The following is a 19,980-nucleotide window of genomic DNA, read 5'->3' on the forward strand; positions in this document are numbered from 1 at the left end:
ACAAAAAATTTAATCTCGACCTGAATGCGCCTGATCCCTTAAGGTAGGGCGCCAAACGGATCAACCGGCCGGCCGCCTGGCCGTAGACCCAAGACGGATGACTATGAACCCGAATTTTCTCGATTTCGAACAGCCGATTGCCGACCTGCAAGCCAAGATCGAAGGCCTGCGCCTGGTAGGCAACGACAACTCGCTGAACATCAGCGATGAAATTGCCCGTCTGCAAGACAAGAGCAACACCCTGACCGAAAGCATCTTCGGCAACCTGACCAGCTGGCAGATCGCCCGCCTGGCCCGTCACCCGCGTCGTCCTTACACCCTGGACTACCTGGAGCACATCTTCACCGAGTTCGAAGAGCTGCATGGTGACCGTCACTTCTCCGACGACGCTGCCATCGTCGGTGGTACCGCGCGCCTGGAAGGCAAGCCGGTCATGGTCATCGGCCACCAGAAGGGTCGTGAAGTGCGCGAGAAGGTACGCCGCAACTTCGGCATGCCGCGCCCTGAAGGCTACCGCAAGGCCTGCCGCCTGATGGAAATGGCCGAGCGTTTCAAGATGCCGATCCTGACCTTCATCGACACCCCGGGTGCCTACCCGGGCATCGACGCCGAAGAGCGCAACCAGAGCGAGGCCATCGCCTGGAACCTGCGCGTGATGGCGCGCCTGAAAACCCCGATCATCGCCACCGTCATCGGTGAGGGTGGTTCCGGCGGTGCGCTGGCCATCGGCGTGTGCGACCAGTTGAACATGCTGCAGTACTCCACGTACTCGGTGATCTCGCCGGAAGGCTGCGCCTCGATCCTGTGGAAAACCGCCGACAAGGCAGCCGACGCAGCCGAGGCCATGGGCATCACTGCCGAGCGTCTGAAGAGCCTGAACATTGTCGACAAGGTCATTCAGGAGCCGCTGGGCGGCGCCCACCGTGACCCGGCGAAGATGTCGGAAAGCATCCGTGCCGACCTGGTGCAGCAGCTGGACATGCTCGGCAAGCTCGACCATGACGCACTGCTGGCCCGCCGTTACGATCGCCTGATGAGCTACGGCCTCTGATAGCGAGATGAATGGCACCGGCTTCGCCGGTGTTCGCGGGTGAACCCGCTCCCACAGGTACTGCGCAGCCCTCTGGAACGGCGCGATCCCTGTGGGAGCGGGTTCACCCGCGAATGCATTCTCGAATGGAGTGCGGGTTCGATGATCAACCTCACCCCCTGGCTCAGCGCCCCAGCCTGGTACATCGCCTTTTCCGGCGGCCTCGACTCCACCGTCCTCCTGCACCTGCTGGCCGACCACGCCCGCAATCACGCATCCCCTCCATTGCGCGCCATCCACGTCCACCATGGCCTGCAGTCCGCCGCCGACGCCTGGCCTGCCCACTGCCAGACCGTCTGTGACAATCTCGGCATCGAACTCCAGGTCATCCACGTCCAGGTCAGCCCCGGCGCCAGCCTTGAACAGGCCGCCCGCGACGCCCGCTATGCCGCCTTCCGCCAAGTGTTGGGCCCAGGCGACATCCTGTTCACCGGCCAGCACCGCGACGACCAGGCCGAAACCCTGCTGTTCCGCCTGCTGCGCGGCGCAGGCCTGCGTGGCCTGGCAGCGATGCCGGGGCAGCGGGTGCTAGGGCAGGGCAGCTTGGTCAGGCCATTGCTGGGCTGCTCTCGCCAGCAACTCCAGGACCACGCCCAGGCCAATGGGCTGGCCTGGATCGAAGATCCGTCAAACGCTGACACACAATTCGCCCGCAACTACCTGCGCAGCGAGGTGTTTCCGCTACTTCGGCAACGTTGGCCGCAGGCCAGCCAGAACCTGGCCCGCGCCGCCGAGCATCTGGGCGAAGCCCAGGGGCTGCTGGACGAGCTGGCCGAGGATGACCTGGCGCTCGCGGAGGAGGGCGGGCCGGTCGCCTGGCCGGGGCTGGACTCCCTCGACCTGACTACCCTGGTGGCGCTGTCGCCGGCCCGTCAGCGCAATGCCCTGCAATACTGGCTGAGCCGTCGGGCCCGCCTGCCCGATGCCCGGCACTGGGCCGGCTGGGCGGACCTGCGCGATGCCGCAGCCGACGCCCAGCCCGCCTGGCGCCTTGCCGATGGGCAACTGCTGCGCAGTCATGGGCGTATCTGGTGGTTGAGCGGAGACTGGCTGCAACTGCCCGTCGGCGAACTGGCCTGGGCCGATCCCGCCGAGCCTTTGCTGTTGCCGGGTAACGGCAGTGTGCGTCTTGTTGGCGCAGCGCCGCTGGACGGTTTGCGCATTGCCTACCGCCAGGGCGGTGAAGTGCTCGATGTCCCCGGCCGCGGCCGACGCGACCTAAAGCGCCTGCTCAACGAACAGCAGGTACCGCATTTCCTGCGCCCGCGCCTGCCATTGCTGTACCAGGGCGAGCGCCTGCTGGCGGTGGCCAACCTGCCCGGGCTGGTGCAGGCTGATTGCCAGCTGTGCTGGCAGTTGCCGACGAACGCGCAAGGTTTGAGCTGAAGTGTACATTCGGGTAGACTACCCTCCCTTCTTGATACAGCTTCTGTGGGTTCCGCGAAAACACAGGAGTTGCCGATTACCAAGCAGTTTTTTGCTGGGCTGATTCTGAAAATGACGAGCGAGCTCCATGCCGGGGATACCCCTGGTCTGTACAGACGCGGCAGTTTTTCGAGATGCACTGTGATTGACGCAGGTGATCGGGGGCTTCGGCCTTCCTTCGCTTTCTCCGGCGGCGCTGGCCGCCTTAACGCAGACTTCTAGGGTTTTTCATGACGCGCTACATATTCGTCACGGGCGGTGTTGTTTCTTCATTGGGGAAAGGCATTGCCTCGGCTTCCCTGGCGGCCATCCTGGAAGCGCGGGGCCTGAAGGTCACCATGCTCAAGCTGGATCCGTACATCAACGTCGATCCGGGCACCATGAGCCCGTTCCAGCACGGTGAAGTGTTCGTCACCCACGATGGCGCCGAGACCGACCTCGACCTGGGCCACTACGAGCGGTTCATCCGCACCACCATGACCCAGAACAACAACTTCACCACCGGCCGCATCTACGAGCACGTGCTGCGTAAAGAGCGCCGTGGTGATTATCTGGGTGCGACCATCCAGGTCATCCCGCACATCACCGACGAGATCAAGCGTCGCATCATCAAGGGCGCCGGCGATGCCGACGTGGCCCTGGTGGAAATCGGCGGTACCGTGGGTGACATCGAGTCGCAGCCGTTCCTCGAGGCCATCCGCCAGCTGCGCGTCGAAGTGGGCTCCAAGCGCGCCATGCTGATGCACCTGACCCTGGTTCCGTACATCGCCACCGCTGGCGAGACCAAGACCAAGCCAACCCAGCATTCGGTGAAGGAGCTGCGTTCCATCGGTCTGCAGCCTGACGTGCTGATCTGCCGCTCCGACCACCCGGTCGATGCCTCGTCGCGTCGCAAGATCGCGCTGTTCACCAACGTTGAAGAGCGTGCGGTGATTTCGCTGGAAGACGTCGACACCATCTACAAGATCCCGGGCGTGCTGCACGCACAGGGCCTGGACGACTTCGTCGTCGAGCGTTTCGGCCTGCAGTGCAATGGCGCCGACCTGTCCGAATGGGACAAGGTGGTCGATGCCAAGCTCAACCCCGAGCACGAAGTGACCATCGCCATGGTCGGCAAGTACATGGAGCTGCTGGACGCGTACAAGTCGCTGATCGAAGCGATGAGCCACGCCGGCATCACCAACCGCACCAAGGTCAACCTGCGCTACATCGACTCGGAAGACATCGAGAACCAGGGCACCAGCCTGCTCGAAGGCGCCGATGCCATCCTGGTGCCGGGCGGTTTCGGCCTGCGCGGCGTGGAAGGCAAGATCACCGCGGTGCAATACGCCCGTGAGAACAAGGTGCCATACCTGGGTATCTGCCTGGGCATGCAGGTGGCCGTGATCGAATTCGCCCGTAACGTGATGGGCTGGAAAGACGCCAACTCCACCGAGTTCGACCGCAACAGCGGCCACCCGGTAGTCGGCCTGATCACCGAGTGGGCCGATGCCACCGGTGCCGTCGAAACCCGCAACGAAGCCTCCGACCTGGGTGGCACCATGCGCCTGGGCGCACAGGACTGCCAGCTGGCCGCCGGTTCCAAGGTGCACGACTGCTACGGCAAAGACGTGATCACCGAGCGTCACCGTCACCGCTACGAAGTGAACAACAACCTGCTGCCGCAACTGGTCGACGCTGGCCTGGTGGTTTCCGGCCGTTCCGAAGACGGTGCGCTGGTGGAAGTGGTCGAGTCCAAGGACCACCCATGGTTCGTCGCCTGCCAGTTCCACCCGGAATTCACCTCGACCCCGCGTGACGGCCACCCGCTGTTCAGCGGCTTCGTCAAGGCAGCCCTGGCTCAGAAGAACAAGGCCTGATCAATGACCCAGAAGATCATTCGCGTCGGTAACATCGAGATCGCCAACGACAAGCCGTTCGTCCTGTTCGGCGGCATGAACGTCCTGGAGTCCCGTGACCTGGCAATGAAGGTCTGCGAGGAGTACGTGCGGGTGACCGAGAAGCTCGGTATCCCGTACGTGTTCAAGGCCAGCTTCGACAAGGCCAACCGTTCGTCGGTAACCTCGTACCGTGGCCCGGGCATGGAAGAAGGGCTGAAGATCTTCGAAGAGATCAAGCGCACCTTCAACGTGCCGGTCATCACCGACGTGCACGAGCCCTACCAGGCCGAGCCTGTAGCCAAGGTGTGCGACATCATCCAGCTGCCGGCCTTCCTTTCGCGGCAGACCGACCTGGTGGTGGCCATGGCCAAGACCGGCGCGGTGATCAACATCAAGAAGGCCCAGTTCCTCGCACCCCAGGAAATGAAGCACATCCTGGCCAAGTGCGAGGAGGCCGGTAACGACCAGTTGATCCTCTGCGAGCGTGGTTCGAGCTTCGGCTACAACAACCTGGTGGTGGACATGCTCGGCTTCGGCATCATGAAGCAGTTCGAGTACCCGGTGTTCTTCGACGTGACCCACGCCCTGCAAATGCCGGGTGGTCGCGCCGACTCCGCCGGTGGCCGCCGTGCCCAGGTCACCGACCTGGCCAAGGCTGGCATGAGCCAGGGCCTGGCCGGGCTGTTCCTCGAAGCCCACCCCGATCCGGACAATGCCAAGTGCGATGGCCCATGTGCCCTGCGCCTGGACAAACTGGAGCCGTTCCTGGCCCAGCTCAAGCAACTGGACGACCTGGTGAAAAGTTTTCCGACGGTAGAAACCGCGTAAAGCTCGATTCTCGGGTAAAGTACCGTCCGATCCACCCCTGACCAGCCGGTCAGGGGTTCCCTTCACCCGGCCTGCCCACTGCATGTCCGCCCGGTGAACGGCAAGAATTTCCTAAGCTAAGTTGTTTTCGTCAATTCTGGAGTGCTTACAACAATGGCAAAAATCGTCGACATCAAAGGTCGTGAAGTTCTCGATTCGCGTGGCAACCCCACCGTGGAAGCCGATGTACTGCTCGACAACGGCATCATCGGCAGCGCTTGCGCGCCGTCCGGTGCTTCCACTGGCTCGCGCGAAGCGCTGGAGCTGCGTGATGGCGACAAGAGCCGTTACCTGGGCAAAGGCGTGCTGAAGGCCGTCGCCAACATCAACGGCCCGATCCGTGACCTGCTGCTGGGCAAGGACCCTGCCGACCAGAAGGGCCTGGACCGCGCCATGATCGAACTGGACGGTACCGAGAACAAGGCCAAGCTGGGCGCCAACGCCATCCTGGCCGTGTCCCTGGCTGCCGCCAAGGCCGCTGCCCAGGACCAGGACCTGCCGCTGTACGCGCACATCGCCAACCTGAACGGCACCCCGGGCCAGTACTCGATGCCGGTACCGATGATGAACATCATCAACGGTGGCGAGCACGCCGACAACAACGTCGATATCCAGGAGTTCATGGTTCAGCCGGTTGGCGCCAAGACCTTCTCCGACGGCCTGCGCATGGGTACCGAAATCTTCCACCACCTCAAAGCCGTGCTGAAGGCCCGTGGCCTGAACACCGCCGTTGGTGACGAAGGTGGTTTCGCTCCTAACCTGGCTTCCAACGAAGACGCCCTGGGCGCCATCGCCGAAGCCGTCGAGAAAGCCGGCTACAAGCTGGGCACCGACGTGACCCTGGCCCTGGACTGCGCGGCTTCCGAGTTCTACGAAGACGGCAAGTACAACCTGTCTGGCGAAGGCAAGTCGTTCGACGCCGAAGGCTTCGCCGAGTACCTGAAAGGCCTGACCGAGCGCTTCCCGATCATCTCGATCGAAGATGGCCTCGACGAGTCCGACTGGGCTGGCTGGAAGATCCTCACCGACAAGATCGGCACCAAGGTGCAGCTGGTTGGCGATGACCTGTTCGTGACCAACACCAAGATCCTCAAGGAAGGCATCGAGAAGGGCATCGGTAACTCGATCCTGATCAAGTTCAACCAGATCGGCTCGCTGACCGAAACCCTGGAGGCCATCCAGATGGCCAAGGCTGCTGGTTACACCGCGGTGATTTCGCACCGTTCCGGTGAAACCGAAGACTCGACCATTGCCGACCTGGCCGTGGGTACCGCTGCTGGCCAGATCAAGACTGGCTCGCTGTGCCGTTCCGACCGCGTTTCCAAGTACAACCAGCTGCTGCGCATCGAAGAGCAACTGGGTGCCAAAGCGGTTTACCGCGGTCGTGCCGAGTTTCGCGGCTAAGCAAGAGATGGTAAAAAGACAGCAGCCGGAGTTGTAGGAACGTTCGTACTGTTCTTTCCTACATTTCAACGGGTTTCTGTCGACGAAGCCTGGCCTCGGCCAGGCTTCGTGCTATTCGAGGCCCCGAAGTAAAAATACCCGGGCAGCCTTTTTAATCTGGATAACGTGATGCGCAGTCCCTATTGGTTGTTCCTCGTCCTGCTACTGCTACTGGGTGGCCTGCAGTACCGCCTGTGGGTGGGTAACGGCAGCCTGGCGCAAGTGACCGAGCTGAAGCAGCAGATTGCCGAGCAGCATGCCGAAAACGAGCGCTTGCTCGAGCGCAATCGCGTGCTCGATGCCGAAGTGCTGGAGCTGAAAAAAGGCATGGAGACCGTTGAAGAGCGGGCTCGCCACGAATTGGGAATGGTCAAAGAGGGCGAAACCCTCTTCCAGTTGCCACAGAAATGATCGAAACCTTACCGGCCTTCTGGGCCGTGATTCCTGCTGCGGGCGTAGGCGCCCGTATGGCTGCCGACCGCCCCAAGCAGTACCTGGAGCTGGCTGGGCAGACCATTCTCGAGCACAGCCTCGACTGTTTTCTTGGCCACCCGATGCTCAAGGGCGTGGTGGTCAGCATTGCCGAAGATGACCCGTACTGGCCTCGCCTGCGCTGCGCCAGCGACCCACGCATCCAGCGCGCAGCGGGTGGCCGCGAACGTGCCGACTCGGTGCTCAATGCCTTGCTGATGCTGCATGCCCAAGGGGCCGCGGACAGTGACTGGGTGCTGGTGCATGATGCCGCGCGACCAAACCTGGCGCGCAGCGACCTGGACAAGCTGTTGTCGGAGCTGGCGGACGACCCGGTGGGTGGCCTGCTGGCGGTGCCGGCGCGCGATACCCTCAAGCGCGCCGATGCCGATGGCCGGGTGGGCGCTACCGTAGACCGCAGCACCATCTGGCAGGCCTATACGCCGCAGATGTTCCGCCTGGGGGCGTTGCATCGGGCGCTGGCCGAGTGCCTGGTGTCGGATGTGCTGGTGACCGACGAGTCCTCCGCCATCGAGTGGTCTGGCCAGGCGCCACGGCTGGTCGAAGGGCGCAGCGACAACATCAAGGTGACCCGGCCGGAAGACCTGGAGTGGTTGCGCCAGCGCTGGGCAGGGCGCCGCTGAACATCTTCCTACTGTACCGGCCTCTTCGCGGGTAAACCCGCTCCCACAGGGACCGCGCATCCCTTAGGGTTCATGCAGTACCTGTGGGAGCGGGTTTACCCGCGAAAGGGCCGGCACAGCCAACGCTTCTCTTCAGCCCAGCCGATACTCCGGCAACCCCGCCAACCCTTCCTTCAGGTAATCCACCAGCCGCCGCACCTTCGGCGACAGGTGCCGCTGCTGCGGATACAGTGCCCACACCGCCGTGTTCGGTGGCTGGTGCGCCTCCAGCAACGACACCAGCGCGCCACTGTTCAAGTGCTCCAGCACGTAATAGTCCGGCAGCTGGCACAACCCCATGCCCTGCAGCGCCGCGTCCAGCACCGCCTGCCCGCTGTTGCAACGCCAGTTGCCCTGTACTCGCTGGCTGATCTCGCGGCCGTCCTGCTGCAGCGCCCACAAGTCCGAACTGCCCACCAGGCAATTGTGCCGCGCCAGCTCCGACAGGCTGTGCGGCCGGCCATAACGTTCCAGGTAAGCCGGCGAGGCGCACAGGTACATGCGCCGTGGCGCCAGGCGGGTTGCCACCAGTCGCGAGTCGGCCAAACGGCCGAGGCGGATGGCCAGGTCCATGCCTTCATGCACCAAGTCGAGGGTGTGGTTGCTAAGTTCCACATCCACCCGCAGTTGCGGATAAAGCGCCATGAACCGTGTCACCAGCGGCACGATGAAGCGCTCGCCATAGGCCACCGCGCAGGTCATGCGCAGCAACCCCTTGGGCTCGCTGGCCAGGTCGCCCATGGCGCGCAGGGCTTCCTCGCGGCCATCCTGCAGGCGCTGGCAGTGCTGCAGAAATGTTTGCCCGGCCTCGCTCAGGGTCACCCGCCGGGTGCTGCGATATAGCAGGCGCGTCTGTAGCCGTTCCTCCAGGCGGGCAATCTGCCGGCTGATATGCGACGAGGAAACCCCCAGGCGCTCGGCGGCCGCGGTGAACTGGCCTGACTCGGCCACGGCGACAAACTCGTCGATGCCTTCCCAGCGGCTGCTCATTGATTATCCCTGTATGGCAATAATGTTTTGTCTTTGGCCGGATTATTCATCAAAAGGCGGTGAATTACACTGCCAGACTGAATCGACCCTCTGTCTGGAGACCTTTGATGATCAAGTCCCGTGCTGCCGTAGCCTTCGAGGCCAAGAAACCCCTGGAAATCGTCGAAGTCGACGTGGCCATGCCCAAGGCCGGTGAAGTGCTGCTGCGCGTGGTCGCCAGCGGTGTCTGCCACACCGACGCCTATACCCTGTCGGGCGCCGACCCGGAGGGCATCTTCCCGTCGATCCTCGGCCACGAAGGTGGCGCGATCGTCGAGGCGGTAGGCGAGGGCGTCACCTCGGTCGCCGTAGGTGATCACGTCATCCCGCTGTACACCCCGGAATGCGGCAAGTGCAAGTTCTGCCTCTCGGGCAAGACCAACCTGTGCCAGGCCATCCGCGCCACCCAGGGCAAGGGCCTGATGCCGGACGGCACCACGCGCTTCTCCTACAAGGGCCAGCAGCTGTTCCACTACATGGGTACCTCGACCTTCTCCGAGTACACCGTGCTGCCGGAAATCTCCGTGGCCAAGATCCAGAAAGAAGCGCCGCTGGAAAAGGTCTGCCTGCTGGGTTGTGGCGTCACCACTGGTATTGGCGCAGTGCTCAACACCGCCAAGGTCAAGCCGGGTGACACCGTGGCCATCTTCGGCCTGGGCGGCATCGGCCTGTCGGCAGTGATCGGTGCGGTCAAAGCCAAGGCGTCGCGCATCATTGCCATCGACATCAACCCGGCCAAGTTCGAAATCGCCCGTCAACTGGGTGCCACTGACTGCATCAACCCGAAAGACTACGACCGCCCGATCCAGGAAGTGATCGTCGACCTCACCGACGGCGGCGTGGACTTCTCCTTCGAGTGCATCGGCAACGTGCAACTGATGCGTGCTGCGCTGGAGTGCTGCCACAAGGGCTGGGGTGAGTCGGTGATCATCGGCGTGGCCGGTGCCGGCCAGGAAATCGCCACTCGTCCGTTCCAGTTGGTGACCGGCCGCGTATGGCGTGGTTCGGCGTTCGGTGGCGTACGTGGCCGCAGCGAGCTGCCAAGCTACGTGGAGATGTCCGAGAAAGGCGAGATCCCGCTGGATACCTTCATCACCCACACCATGGGCCTGGAAGACATCAACAAGGCCTTCGACCTGATGCACGAAGGCAAGAGCATTCGCAGCGTGATCCACTTCTGAGGTTTGCCATGAGCCTGGATAACATCTCCTGCCAGAAGAGCTTTGGCGGCTGGCATAAGCGTTACCGGCATCACTCCAAGGTGCTGGGTTGCGACATGGTGTTCGCCGTCTACCTGCCACCGCAGGCTGAACAGGGCGAGAAGCTGCCGGTGCTGTACTGGCTCAGCGGCCTCACCTGCACCGACGAGAACTTCATGCAGAAGGCTGGCGCCCAGCGCCTGGCCGCGGAGCTTGGGTTGATCATCGTCGCCCCCGACACCAGCCCGCGTGGCGAGCAGGTGCCGGGCGACCCGGACGGCGCCTGGGACTTCGGCCTGGGGGCCGGCTTCTATCTCAATGCCACTCAGCAGCCTTGGGCCCAGCACTACCGCATGCACGACTATGTGGTGGAGGAGTTGCCCGCGTTGATCGAAGCGCATTTCCCGGCCTCGGGCGAGCGCAGCATCAGTGGCCACTCCATGGGTGGGCATGGCGCGTTGGTGTGCGCCTTGCGCAACCCGGGGCGCTACCGTTCGGTGTCGGCGTTCTCGCCGATCAGCAACCCGATGGATTGCCCCTGGGGCGAGAAAGCCTTCAGCCGCTACCTGGGTGAAGACCGTGCGCGCTGGCGCGAGTGGGATGCCAGCGTGTTGCTGGCCGAGACCCCGGCCGGCAAATGCCCGCCGTTGCTGGTGGACCAGGGCGACCGCGACGACTTCCTGGAAAAGCAGCTCAAGCCTGAAGCCCTGGAGCAGGCGGCACGCAAAGGTGGCCATGAACTGACCCTGCGCCTGCAGCCTGGCTATGACCACAGCTATTACTTCATTGCCAGCTTCATCGAGGAGCACTTGCGTCATCATGCAGTGGCGCTGGGGCGGGTGTAAGGGGTAACTGCGCGATCGCCCGTAGGAGCAGCCTTGTGCTGCGAATGGGCTGCGAAGCAGACCCTGGGTCCAACACTATCGCCGATATTGCCGGGGCCGCTTTGCGGCCCATTCGCAGCACAAGGCTGCTCCTACAACGACGGCCCCAATGGCAGCTAAAGCAGGTAGAATCACGCCCTGACTCATTCAGGGCGTTTTTCTATGCGTATTGGCCATGGCTACGATGTGCACCGTTTCTGCGACGGTGATTTCATTACCCTGGGCGGGGTGCGTATCCCCCACAAATACGGCCTCCTGGCCCACTCCGATGGCGACGTGTTGCTGCACGCCCTGAGCGATGCCTTGCTAGGCGCGGCAGCGCTGGGAGACATCGGCAAGCACTTTCCCGACACCGACCCGCAGTTCAAGGGCGCCGACAGCCGCGTGCTGTTGCGCCATGTGGTCGGCATCGTCCAGGCCAAGGGCTGGAAAGTCGGCAACATCGACGCCACCATCGTCGCCCAGGCGCCGAAGATGGCCCCCCACATCGAAACCATGCGCAAGCTGATCGCCGAAGACCTGCAGGTCGAGCTCGACCAGGTCAACGTCAAGGCTACCACTACCGAGAAGCTGGGCTTCACCGGCCGCGAGGAGGGCATCGCCGTGCATTCGGTAGCCCTGCTGCTGCCAGCATGACCGAACTGGAACTGCTGGGCCCGCGCGCATCGGGCGAACCACTGGGTACCGCCGTCCTCAAGGCGGTGGCCGAAGATTTCCAGGTCGACGAAGTACTGGACATCCCGCTGTCGGGCCAGGGCGAGCACCTGTGGCTGTGGGTCGAAAAGCGTGACCTGAACACCGAGGAGGCGGCCCGCCGCCTGGCCCGTGCCGCTGGGGTGCCGGTGCGCACGATCAGCTACGCCGGCCTCAAGGACCGCCAGGCCCTGACCCGCCAGTGGTTCAGCCTGCACCTGCCAGGCAAGGCCGACCCGGACCTGTCACGTGCCGAGGATGCCAGCCTGCGTGTGCTCAAGCAGGTGCGACACCAGCGCAAGCTGCAGCGCGGCGCGCATTCGGCCAACGGCTTCACGCTGCGCCTGACTGCCCTGGCTGCCGATCATCAGGCCGTGGATGCGCGGCTGGAACAGCTCAAGCAGCACGGTGTACCGAATTATTTCGGCACTCAGCGCTTCGGTCACGGTGGTGGTAACGTTCACGACGCCCTCGATTGGGCCGCACGCAAGGCCTTGCCCGAACAGCGCAACGTGCGTTCGCGGTTGCTCTCGGCCGGGCGCAGCTACCTGTTCAACCAGGTGCTGGCCGCCCGTGTTGCCGACGGCAGCTGGGCGCGTGCCCAGGTGGGCGACCTGTTGGCGTTCACCACCAGTCGTAGCTTCTTTCCCGCTGGGGAGTCGGAATGTTCCGATCCTCGGCTGGCGATCCTTGACCTGCATCCAACCGGCCCGCTGTGGGGGGCAGGCGATTCGCCGGCTACGGGAAGTACTGCGCAACAAGAGGATGCGATCGCCGCACGGCAGCCGGCACTTTGCCAGTGGCTGGCCTTGGCGGGCATGGATCACGAACGACGTATTCTGCGGCTCCCTATTGGCGGTCTTACGTGGCATTATCCCGAGCCTGATATCCTGCAACTGGAATTCGTCCTTCCGGCCGGATGCTTCGCCACCGTGGTGGTGCGCGAAGTCGTGGATCTGGTGTCGGCGGGGCAGACGGACAGCTCATGCGTATTCTGATTTCGAACGACGACGGTGTTACCGCACCCGGCATCGCCGCGCTGCACGCTGCGCTGGCGGATTACGCCGAGTGCGTGGTTATTGCCCCGGATCAAGACAAGAGCGGCGCCAGCAGTTCGCTGACGCTGGACCGGCCACTGCACCCGCAGACCTTGGCCAATGGCTTCATCAGCCTCAACGGCACGCCGACCGACTGCGTGCACCTGGGGCTCAATGGGCTGTTGCCACAGACGCCGGACATGGTCGTGTCGGGGATCAACCTCGGTGCCAACCTGGGCGACGACGTGCTCTATTCGGGCACGGTCGCGGCCGCGCTGGAAGGCCGTTTTCTCGGTGGTACCTCGCTGGCGTTTTCTTTGTTGTCGCGCCAGCCGGACAACCTGCCGACCGCGGCCCATATCGCCCGCCGCCTGGTCGAGGCGCAGTCGCGTCTGGCCTTGCCGCCGCGCACCGTGCTCAACGTCAACATCCCCAACCTGCCGCTGGAGCACATTCGTGGCATTCAGCTCACCCGCCTCGGTCACCGGGCGCGCGCGGCGGCGCCGACCAAGGTGGTCAACCCGCGCGGCAAGGAAGGTTACTGGATCGCCGTGGCCGGGGATGCCGAGGACGGTGGGCCAGGTACCGACTTCCACGCGGTGATGCAGGGCTATGTATCGATCACTCCGCTGCAGCTCGACCGCACCTTCAGTGATGCCTTCGAGCAGCTCGACGGTTGGCTGGAGGGCCTGCTCTGATGCGCGAGGACGATATGCTGCGGCGTGGCATCGGCATGACCTCCCAGCGTACCCGGGAGCGGCTGATCCAGCGCCTGTGCGAGGAGGGCGTTTCGAACACCAAGGTGCTCGACGTGATCCGTCGTACCCCGCGCCACCTGTTCGTCGACGAGGCGCTGGCGCATCGCGCCTACGAAGACACGGCGCTGCCGATCGGCCACAACCAGACCATCTCGCAACCATTCATGGTTGCCCACATGAGCGAGCTGCTGCTCGAGGCCGGGCCGCTGGACAAGGTGCTGGAGATCGGCACCGGTTCGGGCTACCAGACGGCAATCCTGGCCCAACTGGTCGAGCGGGTGTTCTCGGTGGAACGCATCAAGGTGCTGCAGGACCGGGCCAAGGAGCGCCTGGTGGAGCTGAACCTGCGCAACGTGGTGTTCCGCTGGGGCGACGGTTGTGAAGGCTGGCCGGCGCTGGCGCCGTACAATGGCATCATCGTCACCGCCGTGGCGCCGGAAGTGCCGCAGGCACTGCTTGACCAGCTGGCACCCGGTGGCCGTATGGTGATTCCGGTAGGGCCGGCCGGTGAAACCCAGCAGCTGATGCTGATCGTGCGCGAGGAGCATGGATTCTCTCGCCGTGTGCTGGGGGCCGTGCGCTTCGTACCGCTGCTCAACGGCCCGCTGGCCTGAACACGGCTGGTTCGAGCCGCGCGATATTTTTGCGCCAGCACCGAATTCTTGCAGCAACGCCCTGTCTATCTGGCGGGGTGAAGCGCCAGCGCACTGCGTGTACCAAGGCTTTGCAGCAGTCTTTCACCCACCCTGCCAATGCGGGCGGGCTTGGTTATAATTGCAACAATATTGCATTTCTTGTCTTCATATCGTTTTCGGCACCATGAGGGGAGCGCGGGTGGGTCACACAGTCATTCGGCAGCGCAAGGACGGGTCGGGTTTCACGCTTCTGGTGATTGCACTGGCCATGGGCACGCTACTGGTGGGTTGCTCTAGCACCAGCAGCAACAGCGCGCGGGTGGTCGACCGCAATAACACCGTGCCCAAGCGCCCGGCTGTAACCACCGGGCAATACATCGTCAAGCCTGGCGATACGCTGTTCTCCATCGCCTTCCGTTATGGCTGGGACTACAAGGAGCTGGCTGCGCGCAACGGCATCGCGGCGCCTTACACCATTCGCCCGGGGCAAGCGATTCGTTTCAGCAGCGGCTCTACCGGCAGCACCACGGTGGTGTCCAGCCCGTCTTCGTCGAGCAAGACCACGGTCATCCGGCGGCCTGTGGGCAGTACCAGCACACCCCCTGCCAGCACCACCAGGCCGGCCACGCCGACAGCCTCCAGCAGCGCCCCGGTGGTTGCCACGGTGCCTGCCGCAGAGCGCGCAGTAGGTGGCTGGACCTGGCCTGCCAATGGCGTGCTGATTGGAAAATTCGCTTCAAACGGTAGTTTGAATAAAGGCATTGATATCGCCGGTGATTTGGGACAGCCTGTTTTTGCTGCGTCTGATGGTTCGGTGGTGTACGCCGGGAGTGGCTTGAGGGGCTACGGCGAACTGATCATCATCAAGCACAGCGATACCTACGTCAGTGCCTACGGCCATAACCGCAGGCTGTTGGTTCGGGAGGGGCAGCAGGTCAAGGCAGGGCAGTCGATTGCTGAAATGGGGTCCACGGGCACTGATCGGGTGAAGCTGCATTTCGAGATTCGCCGCCAGGGCAAACCCGTCGATCCGCTCCAGTTCCTGCCACGTCGTTGACCGTTGGGCCCGGCCTGTTCCTGTGATGTAGAGGGGACAGGCTCCAGCGCTGCCAGGGAGACAGGTGCCGCTCGAGTCTGAGTTCGAACTCAGCAAAGGACTATAACAATGGCTCTCAGTAAAGAAGTGCCGGAGTTTGACATCGACGATGACCTACTTCTGATGGAGACGGGTATCGTTTTGGAAACGGATGTGGTGTCAGACGAACCTGCTGTATCTTCGGTTCGGACGAGGGCCAAGTCGGGCTCTTCGCTCAAGCAACACAAGTACATCGATTACAGCCGGGCGCTCGATGCCACCCAGCTGTATCTCAACGAGATCGGATTCTCGCCTCTGCTTTCGCCGGAAGAGGAAGTGCACTTTGCGCGCCTGTCGCAAAAGGGCGACCCTGCCGGCCGCAAGCGCATGATCGAAAGCAACCTGCGCCTGGTTGTAAAAATTGCCCGTCGTTACGTGAACCGCGGCCTGTCGCTGCTCGACCTGATCGAGGAGGGCAACCTGGGCCTGATCCGTGCAGTCGAGAAGTTCGACCCGGAGCGTGGTTTCCGGTTCTCGACCTATGCGACCTGGTGGATTCGCCAGACCATCGAGCGGGCAATCATGAACCAGACCCGCACCATTCGCCTGCCGATCCACGTGGTCAAGGAGCTGAACGTCTACCTGCGCGCCGCGCGCGAGCTGACCCAGAAACTGGACCACGAACCCTCGCCAGAAGAAATCGCCACGCTGCTGGAGAAGCCGGTCGCCGAGGTCAAGCGCATGCTGGGCCTGAACGAGCGGGTGTCTTCGGTGGATGTGTCGCTCGGCCCGGACTCGGACAAGACCCTGCTCGATACCCTGACCGACGACCGCCCGACCGACCCGTGCGAACTGCTGCAGGATGACGACCTGTCGCAGAGCATCGACCAATGGCTGGGTGAGTTGACCGACAAGCAGCGTGAAGTGGTGGTGCGCCGCTTTGGCCTGCGCGGGCATGAAAGCAGCACCCTGGAAGATGTCGGCCTGGAGATCGGCCTGACCCGTGAGCGGGTACGGCAGATACAGGTCGAGGGGCTCAAGCGTTTGCGTGAGATCCTCGAGAAGAACGGCCTTTCCAGTGAGTCATTGTTCCAGTAACGAAGGTTTGTAATGTCAAACGCCCCGATGATCTCGGGGCGTTTTTGTATGTGGCGACCAGGGGTTTCCCCTCAAGATTGCCGGGGGCGCTTTGCGCCCCTTTCGCGACACTAGGCCGCTCCTACAGGGGGCGCGATCATGCAGGCGATCGCGGTCCTCTGTAGGAGCGGCCTTGTGTCGCGATGGGCTGCAAAGCAGCCCCAAAATCGCCCAGGCAAAACCAATATCAAATGTGTACCGCGCCACCCCAGTAACATCGCGTGTAAGCCTTTGCTTACTTGTTTTGTAAGCCTTCTATGTATGCTTCAGTAAATCATTGTCGTATCCAGCACCTGCGTTTTCCCAACTCATTGAAAACCATGGCTTATTCAGCTGTGAGGAAATGTGTCACCTGCAACACCCTGTGAGGTTTGGCGGTTGCCCGCCCGGCGCAAGTCGCTAGTATTCGAACTGTGCACAGGGACATGCACAGGCTTTCAGGAGGAAAGCCAAGGACGTCGCAAGAAGCGATTTCATCAGGATGATGTTTGGGACAAGCAGGGACTACGGAAAAAATGTGGGCGGGTCAAACCGCCCCTTTTTTTTGCCTGCAGAAAACAAAAAAGGCCCCAAGGGGCCTTTTTCGTGTCCGGACGCTATTAGCGCTCCAGGTCTGCAATCTTGCCAGTCTTGCCGTCCCACTCTTCAGCGTCCGGAAGGGCGTCCTTACGCTCGGTAATGTTCGGCCAGATTTCCGCCAGTTCGGCGTTCAGCTCGATGAAGTTTTCCATGCCCGCTGGCACTTCGTCTTCCGAGAAGATGGCTTGCGCTGGGCACTCCGGCTCGCACAGGGCGCAGTCGATGCACTCGTCCGGATGGATGACCAGGAAGTTCGGGCCTTCGTAGAAGCAGTCCACCGGGCAGACTTCCACGCAGTCGGTGTATTTGCATTTGATGCAGTTGTCGGTGACGACGAAGGTCATTTCTAATTCTCTCCTCAGGCGACGGCGGCGGCCCTTCCTCTCAGGGCCGCGCGGTTTACGGGCATGTGGCTGCAGGCCAGGCTAATAACCTGCAGCACCAGCAAACCGCGGCGGATTCTACCAGCTTGTAGTGGGCGCCGTTATAACAGGTTCTTTAGTTGATATAGCATTTCGATAGCTTGACGCGGGGTCATATCGTCCAGCTGCAGCTTGCCCAGCTTCTCGATGGCCGGGTGTGGAAGGCTGGCGAACAGGTCGCTCTGGTGCGGGACCTGTGGCACGTCCTTGGCCTTTTGGGCCGGGGGCTGTTCATGCGCAAGGCTGGTGGTTTCCAGCCTCGCCAGATGTTCACGGGCACGCTGGATGACGGCCGTCGGCACGCCGGCCAGCTGCGCCACGGCCAGGCCGTAGCTCTGGCTGGCGGGGCCAGGCAGCACGTGGTGCAGGAACACGATGCGTTCGTTGTGCTCGGTGGCGTTCAGGTGCACGTTGGCCACCAGCGGCTCGCTTTCCGGCAGCACGGTGAGCTCGAAGTAGTGCGTGGCGAACAGTGTGTAGGCACGCAGCTGGGCCAGGCGCTCGGCGGCGGCCCAGGCCAGCGACAGGCCGTCGAAGGTGCTGGTGCCGCGGCCCACTTCGTCCATCAGCACCAGGCTGCGGTCGGTGGCGTTGTGCAGGATATTGGCGGTTTCGCTCATCTCGACCATGAAGGTCGAGCGGCCGCCGGCCAGGTCGTCACTGGAGCCGATGCGGGTAAAGATGCGGTCGACCAGCGACAGCTCGCAGCTGGCCGCCGGTACGAAGCTGCCGATGTGCGCAAGCAGCACGATCAGGGCGGTCTGGCGCATGTAGGTAGACTTACCGCCCATGTTCGGGCCGGTGATGATCAGCATGCGCGTGCTGTTGTCCAGGCCCAGGTCGTTGGCCACGAACGGTGTGGTCAATACCTGTTCCACCACCGGGTGACGGCCCTGCTCGATACGCAGGCACGGCTCGTCGACGAAGCGCGGGCAGTTCAGGTCCAGGTTCAGCGCACGTTCGGCCAGATTGCTGAGTACGTCCAGTTCGGCCAGGGCCGCGGCGCTGTCCTGCAGCGGCGCCAGGTGGCTGATCAGGGTTTCCAGCAAGGCATCGTAGAGCATCTTCTCGCGGGCCAGGGCGCGGCTCTTGGCCGACAGCGCCTTGTCCTCGAACGCCTTAAGTTCCGGGGTGATGAAGCGCTCGGCGCCTTTCAGGGTCTGACGGCGGATGTAGTCGCCCGGGGCCTGCTCGGCCTGCTTGGTCGGCAGCTCGATGAAGTAGCCATGCACCCGGTTGTAGCCGACCTTGAGGTTGGCCAGGCCGGTGCGGGCCTTTTCCCGGGCTTCCAGGTCGATCAGGAACTGGCCGGCGTTCTCGCTGATCGCAAGCAGCTCGTCCAGTTCGTTGTCATAGCCGGCCTTGAGCACGCCGCCATCGCGGATCACCGCCGGCGGGTTGTCGATGATCGCCCGCTCCAGCAGGCTGGCCAGTTCGGGGTAGGTGCCGGTAATGGCGGCCAGGCGGGCCAGGTGCGGCGCCTCCAGCTCGGCCATGGCGTTCTGCAGCTCGGGCAGCGCGCCCAAGGCGTCGCGCAGGCGTGCCAGGTCGCGTGGGCGGGCGTTGCGCAGGCCGATACGGGCGAGAATCCGCTCGATATCGCCGATTTCCTTGAGCTGCGGCTGCAGCTTCTCGAAGCGGTAGCCGTCGAGCAGGCAACGGATCGAGTCCTGGCGTGCCTGCAGCACCTTGAGGTCGCGCAACGGGCGGTTCAACCAGCGGCTCAGCAAACGGCTGGCCATGGCGGTCTGGCAGCGGTCGATCACCGACTGCAGGGTGTTGTCGCGGCCGCCGGCCAGGTTGATGTCCAGCTCCAGGTTGCGGCGGCTGGCGCCGTCGAGGATAACCGTGTCGTCCAGGCGTTCGTGGCGCAGGCTGCGCAGGTGCGGCAGGGCGGTGCGCTGGGTTTCCTTGGCGTAGATCAGCAGGCAACCGGCGGCGCCGATGGCCAGGGTCAGCTTGTCGCAGCCAAAGCCCTTGAGGTCCTTGGTCGCGAACTGCTGGCACAGGGCCTTGCGCGCCGAGTCGCGGTCGAAGTCCCATGGCGCACGGCGACGGGCACCCGGGCGTTTTTCGGCAGGCAGGTCGCGCGGCCAGTCGTCGGGGATCAGCAGCTCGACCGGGTTCAGGCGCTCGAGCTCGGCCAACAGGTTTTCCCAGCCCTTGATCTCCTGCACGCTGAAATTGCCGCTGGTGATGTCCAGTACGGCCAGGCCGAACAGGCGCTCGTCACCGAGCAGCGCGGCAATCAGGTTGTCGCGACGTTCGTCGAGCAGGGCCTCGTCGCTGACCGTACCGGGGGTGATGATACGCACCACCTGGCGTTCCACCGGGCCCTTGCTGGTGGCGGGGTCGCCAATCTGCTCGCAGATCACCACCGATTCGCCGAGCTTGACCAGCTTGGCCAGGTAGCCTTCCAGCGAATGGAACGGAATCCCGCACATCGGGATGGACTGGCCGGCCGACTGACCGCGCGCGGTCAGCGTGATGTCCAGCAGTTTTGCGGCTTTTTTCGCATCTTCGTAGAAGATCTCGTAGAAGTCGCCCATGCGGTAGAACATCAGCTGGTCCGGGTGCTGGTTCTTCAGCTTCCAGTACTGCTGCATCATTGGGGTGTGTGCGGAGAAATCGGAGATTGCTTTATTCATCAAGGGCTTAAAAAGTAGGTCTCAA

General features: G+C 63.2%; 18 protein-coding genes. 15 read left to right on the forward strand and 3 right to left on the reverse strand.

Translation table 11 applies throughout. From position 1 onward, the window contains the following. Nucleotides 1–103 precede the first annotated feature (103 nt). The 7 genes from JV551A3_RS08030 (at nt 104) to ispD (ending at nt 7,820) form a co-directional block, all read left to right on the forward strand. Nucleotides 104–1,051 (forward strand): acetyl-CoA carboxylase carboxyltransferase subunit alpha, encoded by a 948-nt coding sequence (locus JV551A3_RS08030; protein WP_133970546.1) that lies wholly within the window; start codon nt 104–106, stop codon nt 1,049–1,051. A 141-nt stretch (nt 1,052–1,192) separates the two neighbouring features. Further along, a complete protein-coding gene (gene tilS, locus JV551A3_RS08040; protein WP_133970547.1) occupies nt 1,193–2,476 on the forward strand; it encodes a tRNA lysidine(34) synthetase TilS in 1,284 nt (427 codons plus the stop codon). Between the two features lie 269 nt (nt 2,477–2,745). Continuing rightward, nucleotides 2,746–4,374 carry a CTP synthase gene (locus JV551A3_RS08045; protein WP_112251065.1) on the forward strand — a complete coding sequence of 543 codons (1,629 nt, stop codon included), beginning with the start codon at nt 2,746–2,748 and terminating at the stop codon, nt 4,372–4,374. A 3-nt stretch (nt 4,375–4,377) separates the two neighbouring features. Next, nucleotides 4,378–5,223: a 3-deoxy-8-phosphooctulonate synthase gene (gene kdsA, locus JV551A3_RS08050; RefSeq protein WP_019097123.1), complete on the forward strand. Its 846-nt coding sequence runs from the start codon at nt 4,378–4,380 to the stop codon at nt 5,221–5,223. 153 nt (nt 5,224–5,376) lie between these two features. Continuing rightward, nucleotides 5,377–6,666, forward strand: a complete 1,290-nt coding sequence (eno, locus tag JV551A3_RS08055; RefSeq protein ID WP_025337986.1) for a phosphopyruvate hydratase — start codon at nt 5,377–5,379, stop codon at nt 6,664–6,666. Between the two features lie 168 nt (nt 6,667–6,834). After that, nucleotides 6,835–7,116 carry a cell division protein FtsB gene (gene ftsB / locus JV551A3_RS08060; protein ID WP_004375443.1) on the forward strand — a complete coding sequence of 94 codons (282 nt, stop codon included), beginning with the start codon at nt 6,835–6,837 and terminating at the stop codon, nt 7,114–7,116. Then, the gene (gene ispD / locus JV551A3_RS08065) at nt 7,113–7,820 is read left to right on the forward strand and encodes a 2-C-methyl-D-erythritol 4-phosphate cytidylyltransferase (protein WP_085619276.1); all 708 of its coding nucleotides are present in this window, start codon (nt 7,113–7,115) and stop codon (nt 7,818–7,820) included. Before ftsB ends, ispD begins: the two co-directional genes overlap by 4 nt. A gap of 132 nt (nt 7,821–7,952) precedes the next feature. On the opposite strand, the gene JV551A3_RS08070 is transcribed toward ispD, so the two are convergent. Beyond that, nucleotides 7,953–8,849, reverse strand: a complete 897-nt coding sequence (locus JV551A3_RS08070) for a LysR substrate-binding domain-containing protein (protein WP_133970548.1) — start codon at nt 8,847–8,849, stop codon at nt 7,953–7,955. A gap of 107 nt (nt 8,850–8,956) precedes the next feature. Between JV551A3_RS08070 and JV551A3_RS08075 the strand changes: the two genes are divergently transcribed. The 8 genes from JV551A3_RS08075 (at nt 8,957) to rpoS (ending at nt 16,267) form a co-directional block, all read left to right on the forward strand. Continuing rightward, nucleotides 8,957–10,069, forward strand: a complete 1,113-nt coding sequence (locus JV551A3_RS08075; protein ID WP_016712915.1) for an S-(hydroxymethyl)glutathione dehydrogenase/class III alcohol dehydrogenase — start codon at nt 8,957–8,959, stop codon at nt 10,067–10,069. A gap of 8 nt (nt 10,070–10,077) precedes the next feature. Next, complete coding sequence (fghA, locus tag JV551A3_RS08080; RefSeq protein WP_133970549.1) at nt 10,078–10,932, forward strand: S-formylglutathione hydrolase; 855 nt, start codon at nt 10,078–10,080, stop codon at nt 10,930–10,932. Between the two features lie 201 nt (nt 10,933–11,133). Next, complete coding sequence (gene ispF / locus JV551A3_RS08085; protein ID WP_015269207.1) at nt 11,134–11,607, forward strand: 2-C-methyl-D-erythritol 2,4-cyclodiphosphate synthase; 474 nt, start codon at nt 11,134–11,136, stop codon at nt 11,605–11,607. Then, on the forward strand, nt 11,604–12,662 hold the full coding sequence (gene truD / locus JV551A3_RS08090; protein WP_085593278.1) for a tRNA pseudouridine(13) synthase TruD: 1,059 nt from the start codon (nt 11,604–11,606) through the stop codon (nt 12,660–12,662). Before ispF ends, truD begins: the two co-directional genes overlap by 4 nt. Continuing rightward, nucleotides 12,650–13,399 (forward strand): 5'/3'-nucleotidase SurE, encoded by a 750-nt coding sequence (gene surE, locus JV551A3_RS08095; protein WP_085626450.1) that lies wholly within the window; start codon nt 12,650–12,652, stop codon nt 13,397–13,399. The genes truD and surE overlap by 13 nt, the downstream gene beginning before the upstream one ends. Before the next feature lie 35 nt (nt 13,400–13,434). Further along, nucleotides 13,435–14,073, forward strand: coding sequence for a protein-L-isoaspartate(D-aspartate) O-methyltransferase (locus JV551A3_RS08100; RefSeq protein ID WP_015269209.1), 639 nt, complete (start codon nt 13,435–13,437; stop codon nt 14,071–14,073). Between the two features lie 220 nt (nt 14,074–14,293). Continuing rightward, the gene (locus JV551A3_RS08105) at nt 14,294–15,151 is read left to right on the forward strand and encodes a peptidoglycan DD-metalloendopeptidase family protein (protein ID WP_112251071.1); all 858 of its coding nucleotides are present in this window, start codon (nt 14,294–14,296) and stop codon (nt 15,149–15,151) included. A gap of 108 nt (nt 15,152–15,259) precedes the next feature. Continuing rightward, complete coding sequence (rpoS, locus tag JV551A3_RS08110) at nt 15,260–16,267, forward strand: RNA polymerase sigma factor RpoS (protein WP_013971277.1); 1,008 nt, start codon at nt 15,260–15,262, stop codon at nt 16,265–16,267. 638 nt (nt 16,268–16,905) lie between these two features. Here rpoS and fdxA read toward each other — a convergent pair. Both fdxA and mutS read right to left on the reverse strand, forming a co-directional pair. Next, nucleotides 16,906–17,229, reverse strand: a complete 324-nt coding sequence (gene fdxA / locus JV551A3_RS08115; protein ID WP_004375459.1) for a ferredoxin FdxA — start codon at nt 17,227–17,229, stop codon at nt 16,906–16,908. A 140-nt stretch (nt 17,230–17,369) separates the two neighbouring features. Beyond that, nucleotides 17,370–19,943: a DNA mismatch repair protein MutS gene (gene mutS, locus JV551A3_RS08120; protein WP_166674221.1), complete on the reverse strand. Its 2,574-nt coding sequence runs from the start codon at nt 19,941–19,943 to the stop codon at nt 17,370–17,372. Nucleotides 19,944–19,980 lie beyond the last annotated feature (37 nt).

The sequence above is a fragment of the Pseudomonas inefficax genome, assembly GCF_900277125.1.
Taxonomy (GTDB): domain Bacteria; phylum Pseudomonadota; class Gammaproteobacteria; order Pseudomonadales; family Pseudomonadaceae; genus Aquipseudomonas; species Aquipseudomonas inefficax.

Coding starts and splice junctions, on each gene's coding strand:
- JV551A3_RS08030 (WP_133970546.1), top strand. CDS start 104: ATGAACCCGAATTTTCTCGATTTCGAACAGCCGATTGCCGACCTGCAA.
- tilS (WP_133970547.1), top strand. CDS start 1,193: ATGATCAACCTCACCCCCTGGCTCAGCGCCCCAGCCTGGTACATCGCC.
- JV551A3_RS08045 (WP_112251065.1), top strand. CDS start 2,746: ATGACGCGCTACATATTCGTCACGGGCGGTGTTGTTTCTTCATTGGGG.
- kdsA (WP_019097123.1), top strand. CDS start 4,378: ATGACCCAGAAGATCATTCGCGTCGGTAACATCGAGATCGCCAACGAC.
- eno (WP_025337986.1), top strand. CDS start 5,377: ATGGCAAAAATCGTCGACATCAAAGGTCGTGAAGTTCTCGATTCGCGT.
- ftsB (WP_004375443.1), top strand. CDS start 6,835: ATGCGCAGTCCCTATTGGTTGTTCCTCGTCCTGCTACTGCTACTGGGT.
- ispD (WP_085619276.1), top strand. CDS start 7,113: ATGATCGAAACCTTACCGGCCTTCTGGGCCGTGATTCCTGCTGCGGGC.
- JV551A3_RS08070 (WP_133970548.1), bottom strand. CDS start 8,849: ATGAGCAGCCGCTGGGAAGGCATCGACGAGTTTGTCGCCGTGGCCGAG.
- JV551A3_RS08075 (WP_016712915.1), top strand. CDS start 8,957: ATGATCAAGTCCCGTGCTGCCGTAGCCTTCGAGGCCAAGAAACCCCTG.
- fghA (WP_133970549.1), top strand. CDS start 10,078: ATGAGCCTGGATAACATCTCCTGCCAGAAGAGCTTTGGCGGCTGGCAT.
- ispF (WP_015269207.1), top strand. CDS start 11,134: ATGCGTATTGGCCATGGCTACGATGTGCACCGTTTCTGCGACGGTGAT.
- truD (WP_085593278.1), top strand. CDS start 11,604: ATGACCGAACTGGAACTGCTGGGCCCGCGCGCATCGGGCGAACCACTG.
- surE (WP_085626450.1), top strand. CDS start 12,650: ATGCGTATTCTGATTTCGAACGACGACGGTGTTACCGCACCCGGCATC.
- JV551A3_RS08100 (WP_015269209.1), top strand. CDS start 13,435: ATGACCTCCCAGCGTACCCGGGAGCGGCTGATCCAGCGCCTGTGCGAG.
- rpoS (WP_013971277.1), top strand. CDS start 15,260: ATGGCTCTCAGTAAAGAAGTGCCGGAGTTTGACATCGACGATGACCTA.
- fdxA (WP_004375459.1), bottom strand. CDS start 17,229: ATGACCTTCGTCGTCACCGACAACTGCATCAAATGCAAATACACCGAC.